General features: G+C 66.6%; 1 protein-coding gene. It reads right to left on the reverse strand.

Going from position 1 to position 13409, the window contains the following annotated elements; all coding sequences use genetic code 11:
- Window positions 1-82 precede the first annotated feature (82 nt).
- Window positions 83-13102 (reverse strand): non-ribosomal peptide synthetase, encoded by a 13020-nt coding sequence (locus H0I86_RS21305; RefSeq protein ID WP_180922085.1) that lies wholly within the window; start codon window positions 13100-13102, stop codon window positions 83-85.
- Window positions 13103-13409: the final 307 nt, after the last annotated feature.

A 13409-nucleotide genomic window follows, 5' to 3' on the forward strand; every position in this document is an offset into this window, starting at 1 on the left:
CATCATGGCGCCCGATTGGTGTGTCCAGGATTATCAGGTCAGTTCAGCTTGCCCACGATAGGACCAGCACTGGCAACGCTGATTACAGCCCCTCCAGCTCCGCCATCAGATCGCTCAGGCGATCAACCTTCTCCTCGTTGATTTCATGGCTCGCCAGGCTGTCGATGTACTGGGCCAGTTCCTCCACCGTGCTGCATTCGAACATTGCCCGCAGCGGCACGTTGCGTTGCAGGGTCTTCTGCACCCGCGAGGCGATCTGCGTGGCCAGCAGCGAATGCCCGCCCAGTTCGAAGAAGTTGTCCTGGACTCCGACCCGCTCGACCTTGAGCACCTCGGTCCAGATAGCGGCCAGGGTCTGTTCCAGTTCGCTGCGCGGCGCCAGGTAGTCCTGACTGTGCAGCTGGCCAATCTCCAGGGCCGGCAGGGCCTTACGGTCGAGCTTGCCGTTGGCGTTGAGCGGCATGCGCTCCAGCCACAGCCAGTGCAGCGGCACCATGTATTCCGGCAGCTCGGCGCGCAGGCGTTGTTTGATGCGCTCCAGGCGTTCCGTCGGGCTCAGGGCCGAGTCGCTCGCCACCAGGTAGCCCACCAGATGCTTGCCGTTGACGCCTTCCTGCACGCCGACCGCCGCGTCGCGGACTTCCGGTTGTTCGTGCAGGCGGGCTTCGATTTCCCCCAGCTCGATGCGGTAGCCACGGATCTTCACCTGATGGTCGATACGCCCGACGTATTCCAGCACGCCATCGGCGCGACGCCGTGCCAGGTCGCCGGTGCGGTACAGGCGTTCGCCCGGGGCACCGAACGGATGGGGTACGAACGCCTGGGCGGTGCGCAGCGGATCGCTGACGTAACCACGGCCGACCCCGGTACCGGCGACGCACAGCTCGCCCACCGCGCCCAGCGGCACCAGGTCCAGCGCGCCATCCATCAGGTACAGGCGGTTGTTGTCGGTCGGCGTACCGATCGGCAGGTAGCTGCCACGGGTCGAGGCCATGTCGACGCGGTAGAAGGCCACGTCATCCGAGCACTCGGCCGGACCGTAGGCGTTGACCAGGCCGATCTGCGGGTAACGCAACAGCCATTGGTGCGCCAGCTCCGGCGGCATCGCCTCGCCGGTGGGCAGCATCCAGCGCAGGCCATCGAGGTGGATGGACTCCTGGGCGAGCATGCCTTGGATCAGCGACGGCACGCTCTCCAGCACGCTGATGCCCTGCGCCTGCACATGGGCCAGCAAACCTTGCGGGTCATGGGCGATGGCGTTCGGCACGATGTCCACCCGCGCGCCGAACAGCGGCGCGGCGAGGAACTGCCAGACCGAAATATCGAAGCTCTGCGACGCGGTCTGGGCGATCACATCGGCTTCGCTCAATTGCAGGTACGGCACCTTGCTCAGCTGGTTGTTGAGCATGCCGCGCTGCTCGACCATCACGCCCTTCGGCAGGCCGGTGGAGCCCGATGTGTAGATCACATAGGCCAGGTTGTCCGGGCCGCTGTAGAGACCTGGGTTATCCTGCGAATGATCGGCCGCTTGCACCTCTTCCCATACCAACAAACGTGGTCGGTTGGCACAGGCGAACTCGTCCAGCAAGGCTTGCGCCTGTTCCTGGCAGGCCGCGGTGCACACCAGCAACGGCGTGCGGCTCAGCTCGATGATCCGCCCCAGGCGCTGGCCCGGCAGGCCCGGGTCCAGCGGCAGGTAGCCGGCGCCGGCCTTGAAGCTGCCGATGATCATGCCCAGCAGGTCCAGGCTGCGCTCGGCCAGCAGGGCCACCGGCTGGTCCAGGCCCACGCCGTTGGCGATCAGGGCATGGCCCAGGCGGTTACTGCGCTGGTTCAGTTCGGCGTAGCTGTATTGCAGGTCCTGGCAACTGGCGGCGATGCGTTGCGGGTGGGCCGCCACCTGCGCCTCGAACAGTTCGACGTAGCTGCGCTCCAGCGGGTACTCATGTTCGCTCTGGTTGCAGCCGGCGAGCAGGAAGCCCTGCTCTTCTGCGCCCAGCAGCGGCAGCTCGGCCATGTCGCCATGGAAGCCCTGCACCAGCGCCAATAGCAGGCGCTTGAACTCGCCGAGCATGCGCTCGATGGTCGCTTGCTCGAAGTAGCGCTGGTCGTAGGACAGGTGCAGCCCCAGGTCATCCCCCGGGTAGCACACCGCGGTCAGCGGGAAGTTGGTGTGGGTGCGGCCGGAATCCGAGGTGGCGTTCAGGCTTTGCGCGCGGTCCAGCACCGAGACTTCCACCGGCGCGTTCTCGAACACGAACAGGCTGTCGAACAGCGGCTGGCCCTTGGGCAGTTCGCTGTTTTCCTGGATCGCCACCAACGGCAGGTACTCGTACTCGCGCAGCTCCATATTGCGTTCCAGCAGGCTGCTGAGCCATTGGCGCACGCTCAGGCGCTGGCCGTCTTCCGGCAGTTGCACTCGCAGCGCGATGCTATTGATGAACAGGCCGACGGTGCGCTGCATCTCCGGCATTTCCACCGGACGCCCGGCCACGGTGACGCCGAACAGCACGTCACGCTCGCCGCTCAGGCGCCGCAGCACCAGGGCCCAGGCCGCCTGGGCGAAGGTGTTGACGGTCAGCTGATGCTGCTGCGCCAACTCGCGCAATTGCGCACCGTCGCGGGCATCGAGCCGGGTGTAGCAGTCACCGACGATCATGCCGCCGCTGTCGCCGGCGTGTTCGCGCAGGAGCGGCCGGTCGCTCGGGATAGGCGTGGTGCGCTCAAAGCCCTGCAGGTTGTTTTTCCACCACTGGCGCGCCTCGGCCAGGCTCTGGCGTTGCAGCCAGCCGATGTAGTCGCGGTAGCGTGGCGGCACGCTGAGCTGGGCTTCGCGACCTTCGCCCAGGGCGGTGTAGATCTCGAAGAAGTCGTTCATCAACAGCGAACGGCACCAGGCATCGATCAGGATGTGGTGGTTGCTCATCATGAACCAGTAGCGCGCGGCCCCCACGCGGATCAGCCGCAGGTGGAACGGCGCCTGGTTGAGCAGATCGAAACCGGCCTCGCGTTCGCTTTTCAGCAGCGCCTGCAACTTCGGCTCCTGCTCGGCTTCGGCCACTAAGCTCCAGTCCAGGAACTCGATCGGCGTGCTGCCCGGCTTGTGGATAACCTGCAGCATGTCTTCGCCGACGTTCCAGCAGAAGGACGCGCGCAGGGCTTCGTGACGGGCCACCACCGCCTGCCAGGCCTGGGCGAAACGCGCCGGGTCCAGCTCGCTGTTGATGCGGTAGCGGTCCTGCATATAGTACAGGCCGGTGCCCGGCTCCAGCAGGGTGTGCAGCAGCATGCCCTCCTGCATCGGGGTCAGCGGGTAGACGTCCTCGATGGCGCTGGCCGGTACCGGCAACGCGTCCAGTTGCGCCTGGGTCAGGCGCGCCAGGGGGAAGTCCGACGGCGTCAGGCCGCCGGCATCATCCTCCAGGCAATGGGCGATCAGGCTGTGCAGTTCGCCGAGGTAGGCCTGGGCCAGTGCGTCGATGGTCTGCGGGTCGAAACGCTCGCCGCTGAAGGTCCAGCGCAACACCAGCTCACCGGCGTAAACCTGGCTGTCGACGCTCAGCTCGTTGGGCAGCGGCGCTTCCGGCGAATGGGCGGCGCCCAGCGGTTCGTCCAGCGGACGGAACAGTGCATCGCTGGCAAAGCTCTGGTCGAACTGGCCCAGGTAGTTGAAGGTGATCGGCGCGTGCGGCAAGGCCGCCATGCCCTGCTGGATCGCCGCGTCGGCCAGGTAGCGCAGCACGCCATAACCCAGGCCTTTATGCGGTACGGCGCGCAGCTGTTCCTTGATCGCCTTGATCGAGGCGCCCTGCCCGGCTGCTTCTTCGATTACTTGCGGGGTCAGGCGCAGCGGGTAAGCGCTGGTGAACCAGCCGACCGTGCGGGTCAGGTCGATCTCGTCGAACAGGGTTTCGCGGCCGTGGCCTTCGAGCTGGATCAGCGTCGAAGCCTCGCCGGTCCAGCGGCACAGCACGCGGGCCAGGGCCGTCAGCAGCAGGTCGTTGACCTGGGTGCGGTAGGCGCTCGGCGCCTGTTGCAACAACTGCCGGGTACGCTCGGCATCCAGCTTCACGTTGACGGTCCGCGCATGCTTGTTCTGCCGCCCGCCCTGGGCGTGCTGCACCGGCAGCGTTGCCGCCGGGCCAGCCAGTTGGTCCTGCCACCAGCTCAACTCTTCGCGCAGCGACTCGCTGCCGGCATAGGCCTGCAGGCGTGACGTCCAATCGCGCAAGGCGCTGGTTTTCGCCGGCAGGCGCGGCGTCTGCTGAGCTTCAAGCTGGCGGTAAACGTTTTGCAGATCCTCCAGCAGCACCCGCCAGGACACGCCATCGACCACCAGGTGGTGGATGGCAATGAACAGGCGTTGCTGCTCATCCGGACCGTCCACCAACAGCGCGCGCAACAGCGGTCCGTTGGCCAGGTCGAGGCTGCGCTGGGTCTCGGCGAACAGCGCCGGGCATTGCGCCATCGAAGCCACGCGCACCGGCACCAGCAGTGGCACCTCGGACAACGCCTGGTGCGCGGCCCGCCATTGGCCGTCGACCTGGGTAAAGCGCAGGCGCAGGGCGTCATGCTGGGCCAGCACCGCGTGCAGCGCTTGCTCCAGCAACTGCCCATCGAGCGTCTGGTTCGGCGCCAGCAGCAGGGCCTGGTTCCAGTGCTGACGCTCGGGGATCTCGCTGTCGAAGAACCAGTGCTGGATCGGCGTCAGGCCCGACTCGCCACTGAGCAAGCCTTGCTCGGCGACGATCCGCTCGCTGCGGCTGGCCACCGCGGCCAGGGTCTGCACGGTCTGATGCTGGAACAGGTCGCGCGGGCTGAAATGAATACCCAGTTGGCGGGCGCGGCTGACCACCTGGATCGACAGGATCGAGTCGCCGCCCAGTTCGAAGAAGTTGTCGTGCAGGCCGACCTGCGGCAGGTTCAGCACGTCGCACCAGACCTGGGCCAGGGTCTGCTCCAGCTCGTTGCTCGGCGCCACGTACTGCTGGCGGTTGAGCTCCAGGTCCGGCGCCGGCAAGGCACGGCGGTCGAGCTTGCCGTTGGCGGTCAGCGGCATGCTCGCCAGCAGGACCAGGTGGGTGGGCACCATGTAATCCGGCAGGTGGGTTTTCAGCTGCGCCTTGATCGCCTCGCGCAAGGCAGCTTGCTGCTCGTCACTCTGTTCAGCGACATCGGTCACCAGATAGCCGGCCAGCTGTTTGCCGCCCGGCATGTCCAGGGCCAGCACCACGGCTTCGCGCACCGACTCATGTTCCAGCAGGCGGTTTTCGATTTCCCCCAGCTCGATACGGAAGCCGCGAATCTTCACTTGGTGATCGACCCGGCCGATGTATTCCACCTGGCCGTCGGCGCACTGGCGCACCAGGTCGCCGGTGCGATACAGGCGCCCGCCATTTGTACTGAACGGGTCGGCGACGAAACGCTCGGCGCTCATGCCCGGACGCTGGTGGTACCCCTGGGCCAGGCCGGCCCCGCCGACATACAGCTCACCGGTGGCGCCTTGGGGCACCAGGGCCAGATCGGCGTCGAGGATGTAGGCCACGCGCTCACCCACCACCGTGCCGATCGGCACGCTGCCGGCGCCCTCCTCCAGTTGTTCCGGCGCCAGGCTGGCCAGGGGCATGACCACGGTTTCGGTGGGGCCGTAGGCATTGAAGAACAGGCTCGGCTTGAACGCCGCGCGGATGCGGCTCAGGTGCTCGCCGGTCAGCGCTTCGCCGCCGGTGATGCACATGCGCACCGGCAGGGTCTCGCCCTGGGTCGCCAGCCACTGCGCCAGCTGGCTGCCGTAGCTCGGGGTGAAACCGAGAATGTTGATACGGTGCTGGCGGATCAGCTGGCAAATCTCTTCGGTGTCCCACTGCCCTTGCGCCCGCAGCACCACCTGGGCGCCACTGAGCAGCGGCACCAGCAGGCGCTCGGTGGCAGCGTCGAAGTTGATGGAATAGAAGTGCAGCTCGCAATCGTCCGGGCGCATGCCGAAGCGCTCGATCACCGCGCGGCAGTGCATGGCGATCTCGCCGTGGGACACCACCACGCCCTTGGGCTTGCCGGTGGAGCCCGAGGTGTAGATCAGGTACGCCTGGTGCTGCGGCAGGCTGATAAAGGGCAGCTCACCGGCCGGGTAGTTGGCCAGTTGCGCGCCGTCCTCTTCCAGGCACCAGCGCGTCACGCTCGGCGGCAGCTGGCCCAGGGCCTGGAACATCGCCGCGTCGCTGAGCAGCAGGCCGATACCGCTGTCTTCGATCATGTAGTGCAGACGGTCCAGCGGGTATTCCGGGTCCAGCGGCACGTAGGCACCGCCGGCCTTGAGGATCGCCAGCAGGCCGATGACCATTTCCAGCGAACGCTCCAGGGCCAGGCCGACCCGCACCTGCGGGCCGACGCCACGCTCACGGAGCATCCAGGCCAGGCGGTTGGCGCGGCTGTCGAGCTCGGCGTAGCTCAGGGTCTGCCCGGCGAACGTCAGGGCCGGCGCGTCCGGGCGCAGCAGCGCCTGCTCGCTGAACAGGTGGTGGATGCACTGGTCCAGGCGGTGTTCTCCGGGCTCGACGCCCAGGCTGTCCAGCAGTTGCTGTTGTTCGACGCGGTCGAGCAGCGGCAATTCGCTCAGGTGCTGCTCGGGGCTCTCGATCAATGCCTCCAGCAGGTTGCGCCAGTGCGCCGCCATGCGCGCGATGCGCGGCTCGTCGAACAGGTCGGTGCTGTAGGTCAGGCAGCAGCCCAGGCGATGGTCGAGGTCGGTGACTTCCAGGTTGAGGTCGAACTTGGTGGCCCGCGCATCGTTGGCCAGGTATTCGACCGCCATGCCGGCCAGGCTGCGGCTCTGCTGGAACTCCCAGCGCTGGACGTTGCACATCACCTGGAACAGCGGGTTGTAGGCGGCGCTGCGCGGCGGTTGCAGGGCTTCCACCAGGTGGTCGAACGGCAGGTCCTGATGGGACTGGCCTTCGATCACGATGTGCCGCACCTGCTCGAACAGCTCGCCGACGCTCATCTGCCCGTCGAGCTGGCAACGCAGCACCTGGGTATTGAGGAAGGCGCCGATCAGCCCTTCGCTTTCCGGGCGGATGCGGTTGGCCACCGGCGCGCCGATGCGCAGGTCGGTCTGGCCGCTGTAGCGGTAGAGCAACACGGCCAGGGTCGCGGTCATGGTCATGAACAGGGTCAGGCCGTGTTCCGCGTTGAAACGGCGCACCCGTGCCGCCAGTTCGTCGCTGAGGTCGAAGCGGTACAGCTCGCCCTGGTGGCTTTGCACCGGCGGCCGCGGACGGTCGCCCGGCAGTTCCAGCAGCGGGTGTTCGTTGCCCAGTTGCGTGGTCCAGTAATCCAGCTGGCGCTGACGCTCGCCGGACTCCAGCCACTGGCGCTGCCAGACGCTGTAGTCCAGGTACTGCACCGGCAGCGGTTCCAGCGGCGAGTCGCGGTCGTCGATAAAGGCTTCGTACAACGCGCTCAGCTCACGGGCGAAAATGTCCATCGCCCAGCCTTCGGTGACGATGTGGTGCAGGGTCAGCACGAAGTAGTGCTCATGCTCCGCCGCCTTGACCAGGCAGGCGCGCAGCAGCGGACCGGTTTCCAGGTCGAACGGCTGGTGCGCCTCGCTGTCGGCCAGTTGTTGCAGGCGTTGCTCACGGCTCGCTGCATCCAGGCTGGAGAAATCCTTCCAGGCCATGCGCACGCCGGTTTGCGCGTGCACCCGTTGCTGGGCCACGCCGTCGACGCTAGGAAAGGTGGTGCGCAGGGTTTCATGACGCAGGATCAGCGCCTGCAGCGCCGCCTCGAAACGCCCGACATCCAGCACGCCCTTGAAGCGCGCCATGCCGCCGACGTTGTAGGCCGGGCTGTCCGGTTCCATCTGCCAGAGGAACCACATGCGCTGCTGGGAATAGGACAGCGGTACAGGCGCGCTGCGGTCGACCTTGGCGATCGGCGGCTGCTGGTTACGCTTGCCGGATTCCTGGATCAGCCGCACCTGCTCGGCGAAGTCGCCCAGCTCGCTGGCTTCGAACAAGGCCCGCAGCGGCAACTCAACGTCGCAGGCCTGGCGGGTCCGGGAAATGATCTGCGTGGCCAGCAGCGAGTGGCCGCCCAGGGCAAAGAAGTCATCGCGCAAGCCAATGCGCTGCTGCCCCAGCACCTCGCGCCAGATCGCCGCGATCTGCCGTTGCAGCTCGCTGACCGGCTCGACGTGTTCACGCACCTGCCATTGCGGTTCCGGCAAGGCGCGGCGGTCGAGCTTGCCGCTCGGGCTCAGGGGCATGGTCGAAAGAAGCATCAGTTGCGCCGGCACCATGTACTCCGGCAGCTCACTGGCCAGGGCGGTTTTCAGGCGCGCGGTCTGCGCATCTTCGTCTTCCACGCTCGCAGTAGATGTGTAGTAGCCAATCAGCTGCGCACCGGCCGCGGTCTCGCGCACCAGCACCGCCGCCTGGGCCACGCCCTCCTGGGCCAGCAGGCGCGCTTCGATTTCCTGGGGCTCGACACGGAAGCCGCGCAGCTTGACCTGCTGATCGAGGCGCCCGAGGTATTCCAGCGCGCCATCGGCCGCCCAGCGCACTCGGTCGCCGGTGCGGTACAGGCGCGCGCCCTCGGTGCTCAGCGGGTCGACGACAAAACGTTCGGCGCTCAGCCCCGGGCGACCGAGGTAACCACGGGCCAGGCCGATCCCGGCAATGCACAGCTCGCCCGGCACGCCGGCCGGCACCGGGTTGAGGTCGGCGTCCAGCACCCGGCAGATCACATTGCCCAGCGGCCGGCCAATGGGCGAACGCTCGCCATCGCTGCTGCGGCAATGCCAGTGGGTGACGTTGATCGCGGTTTCGGTCGGGCCGTAACGGTTGTGCAGCTGGACGTTCGGCAGTTGCTCCAGCACCCGGTCGCGCAATTCGGCCGGCAAGGCTTCGCCACCGGAGAACAGCCGGCGCAGGCTGCTGCATTCGGCGCTCAGCGGCTCATCGACGAACAGCTGCAACAGCGGCGGCACGAAGTGCAGCGTAGTCACGCCGTATTGCTGCACCAACTGGGCGATGCGATGCGGGTCGCGGTGTTCGCCCGGCGCGGCCAGCAGCAGACGGCAGCCGGTGATCAGCGGCCAGAAGCATTCCCACACCGACACGTCGAAGCTGATCGGCGCCTTTTGCATCAGCACATCGCTGGCGTCCAGGCGGTAAGTGTTCTGCATCCACTGCAAGCGTTCGCTCAGGGCCGCGTGGGTGTTGCCCACGCCCTTGGGCTGGCCGGTGGAGCCGGAGGTGTAGATCACATAGGCCAGGTTGTCGCCGTGCAGGTGCAGGCCCGGCGCATGGCTCGGCCAGCTGTCGAGCTTGAGGCTGTCCATGGCGATGGTACTGACGCCTTCGGCCTGGGGCAGACGTTCGAGCAGTTGGGTCTGGATCAGCAGCAGCTCGACGCCACTGTCGGCCAGCATGTAGGCCAGGCGTTCGGCCGGGTAGTCCGGGTCCAGCGGCACATAGGCGCCGCCGGCCTTGACGATCGCCAGCAGGCCGATCAACAGCTGCGGCGAACGCTCGGCGGCGATGGCCACGCAGACATCCGGGCCGACCCCCTTGTCGCGCAGGTAATGGGCCAGGCGGTTGGCCTGGGCGTGCAGTTCGGCGAAGCTCAGTTCGCCGCCCTGCCACACCAGCGCGGTGCGTTCCGGGGTCTGCTGCAGTTGTGCGTCGAGCAGTTCGGGCAGCCATTGGCTGGCCGCCGCGCAAGGGGCTTCGCTCCACTGTTGCTGCTGCGCCTGCTCGCAGGGATTGAGCAACGGCAAGTCGGCGATGGCGGTCTGCGGACGCTCGCAGGCCTCGCGCAACAGGCTGACGAAATGCTCGGCCAGGCGCTCGATGGTCGCGGCCTCGAACAGCTCGGCGGCGTAGTCGAAGGACAGGCTCAGGCGGCCGTTGCGGTCTTCTTCACTGTGCAGTTGCAGGTCGAACTTGGCCTCACGGCTGTGCCACGGCAGCTCTTCGGCCAGCAACCCGGGCAACCGGCGCAGGGCGCCGAGGTCGCGCTGCTGGTGGTTGAACATGACCTGGAACAGACCCTGTTCGCGGGCCTGGGGGAAGGCTTCGAGCAGTTGTTCGAACGGCAGGTCCTGATGGGCCTGGGCTTCCAGCGCGGCCTGGCGAGTCTGCGCCAGCAACGCGCTAAATGGCAGGCGGCCATCCACCTCGGCGCGCAGCACCAGGGTGTTGATAAAGAAGCCGATCAGGCCCTGGGTTTCCAGGCGCGGACGGTTGGCGCTGGGCACGCCGATACGGATGTCGTGCTGGCCGCTGTAGCGGTGCAGCAGGCTCTGGAAGGCCGTGAGTAACAGCATGAAGGGTGTCGATTCATGGGCCTGGGCGGTCTGGCGAATGGCTTCGCTCAGGCTCGCTCCCAGGCGCAGGCTGTGGCGCGCGGCGCTGTGTTGCCGCTGCGCCGAGCGCGGGTGATCGGTGGTCAGGCTCAGGCTCGGGTGCTCGTCGCCCAACTGCTGTTTCCAGTAGGCCAGTTGCCGCTCGCCTTCGCCCTGGGCCAGCCACTGGCGCTGCCAGCTGCCATAGTCGGCGTATTGCAGCGGCAACGGCGCCAGGCTCGCCGCCTGGCCTTGCACGGCGGCGGCATACAGACGCGAGAACTCGTCGATCAGCACATTCAGCGACCAGCCGTCGGCGATGATGTGGTGCAGGGTCACCAGCAGTTGGTGCTCTTCGTCGTCGAGGCGAACCAGGGTCACCCAGAGCAGCGGGCCTCGCTCCAGGTCGAACTGGGTACGGGCTTCCTCCTCGCGGATCTGTTGCGCCCGCGCCTCGCGCTCGGCCAGCGGCAGGTCGCTGAGGTCGATCACTTGCAGGTTGAATTCGCTGACTGCCAGGACCTGTTGCAGCGCCTGGCCGTCACGCTCGAAAAAGCGCGTACGCAGGGATTCGTGGCGTTCGATCAGTTGCTGGAAGCTGGCGCGCAGGGCGTCTTCGTCCAGCTCGCCGCGCAGGCGCAGGCCGCCGGGAATGTTGTAGGCGCTGCTGTGCGGGTCGAGCTGCCAGGTGATCCACAAACGATTCTGTGCCAGGGACTGGGGCAGCGCCTCGGCGCGCGACAAGGCATTGATCGCGCCCTGGGCCAGGCCGCCATCCTGTTGCAGTTGCGCAACCTGCGCGGCGAAAGCGCCAAGGGTCGGCGCTTCGAACAGCAGGCGCAGGTTCAGCTCCAGGCCGAGCTCTTCACGCAGCCGCGCGACAACCTGGGTCGCGGCGATGGAGTTGCCGCCCAGCAGGAAGAAGTGCTCGTCGCTCGCCACTTGCTGCTCGATCTGCAACTGCTCGCGCCAGATGAGGCCGATCAGTTCTTGCAGTTCGCTGCTCGCTTCGCTGCTGGCCTCGCCGGCTACGGCCTGGCGACCAGGGAATTGGGCATAACTGTCAAGGCTGCCATCGGCCAGGCGGTTGCGGCAGGCCGAACGTTGCAGCTTGCCGCTGGAGGTCTTGGGCAAGGCGCCGGGGTTGAGCAGGACCACCACGCTCGGCGCTTGCTGATAAGCCTCGGCCACGGTCTGGCGAATCAGCTTGATCAGTGCGTCCGGGGTGAGGATCTTCTGCACGCTGCGGCTGATTTCCGCGGCGATGCCGATGCCTTCCTGGCCCTGTTCGGTAACCGCGAACGCCGCGACCCGGCCCTTGCGCACCACCTCGACCTCACGCTCGATGGTCTGTTCGATGTCCTGTGGATAAAGGTTGTGCCCACGCACGATCAGCATGTCTTTCAAGCGGCCGGTAATGAACAGCTCGCCACCGCGCATGAAGCCCAAATCGCCGGTGCGCAGCCAGGTCCGGCCGGCATGCTCGACGAAGGTCTTGGCCGTGGCCTCGGGGTTACGCCAGTAGCCATGGGCGATGCTCGGGCCGGCGGCCCAGACTTCGCCGACCAGGTTCTCTTCCAGCTCGGCCAGGGTGTTCGGCTCGACGATCAGCACAGCGTGCTCGGGCTGGCTGGTGCCGCAGCTCATCATGGCGTTACCGGTGCCCGGCTCGGCGCGGTTCTGCGCCAGGGCCTGCTCGTCCAGGCGCAGGGCCGGGATACCCTGGCCACGGGTGCCGCCGGCGACAAACAGGGTGGCTTCGGCCAAGCCATAAGAAGCGAAGAAGTCGTTCGGGGTGAAACCGCAGGCGGCGAACTTCTCGGCGAAGCGCTCCAGGGTGTCCAGGCGGATCGGCTCGGACCCGGAATAGGCCACGCGCCAGCGGCTGAGGTCCAGGCGCTCCAGGGCCGACTCGCTGACCCGCTCGCTGCACAGGCGGTAGGCGAAGTCCGGGCCGCCGCTGATGGTGCCGCCGTATTCGCTGATCGCCTCCAGCCAGCGCAACGGCCGACCGAGGAAGTAGGCCGGCGACATCAATACGCAGGGCACGCCGCTGAAGATCGGTTGTAGCAGGCCGCCGATCAGGCCCATGTCGTGGTACAGCGGCAGCCAGCTGACGATCACGTCGTCGGGGTTGAGGTCGATGCCGAAGCCGCGGCGGATCAGCAGTTCGTTGGCCACCAGGTTGCCGTGGCTGACTTGCACGCCCTTGGGCAAGGCGGTGGAACCCGAGGTGTATTGCAGGAAGGCGATGTCGTCGCCGCGCAGTTCGGCGGCCATCCAGCCTTCGGCCAGGTTCGCCTCCAGGGTATCCACGCAGAGCAGTTGCGGCGCGTCGGCGCCTTGCAGCTCGTCCATCTGCGCCAGGGAATCGCGCAGCCCGCTGCTGGTCAGCAGCAGCCGCGGCTCGGCGTCGGCGATGATCGAGATCAGCCGCTCCTGGTGATGGCGTCGACTCGACTCCGGCGGATAGGCCGGCACCGCGATGACCCCGGCATACAGGCAGGCGAAAAACGCCGCGACATAGTCCGGGCCGCTGGGGAACAGCAGCACCGCGCGATCGCCCAGGCCGGCATTGGCCTGCAGCGCCGCGGCGATGGTCCGGGCCCGCAGATCCAGGTCGCGATAACTGAGGACCACGCTCTGATCCTGCTCTTCGGCAAGAAAGCGCAAGGCCACTTGATCGGGGGTCTGAGCCGCCCGGCGTTGAAGGGCTTGAGCCAGAGTGCTGGGGAGTTCGAACGCGTCCATCATGGGGTTTCCTGCGCGGATTGTGCTTGCACGTAGAGCCGCGGACCAAGGCCGCGACCGTTACATAAACCTTTGAAAAATAAAGGTCCCTGCCCTCGGAACGGGGCATCTGGAGACTGCTGTGGCGGGATGTTCCACCCGCAACCTTTCTCCAATGAGAACGGATGGCGTCTTGAAATAATTAGTCCCCACTCTCCCCTCGAACACCCTCACAAAGTGCGACAACGAGCCGCAGTTCTCACTGCGCACCAAAGAGGATCATTAATTCTCTTTCTCAATTGACAATCATTATCATTCAACATAATTTGTC

This window comes from Pseudomonas chlororaphis subsp. aurantiaca, from assembly GCF_013466605.1.
GTDB lineage: Bacteria > Pseudomonadota > Gammaproteobacteria > Pseudomonadales > Pseudomonadaceae > Aquipseudomonas > Aquipseudomonas chlororaphis_I.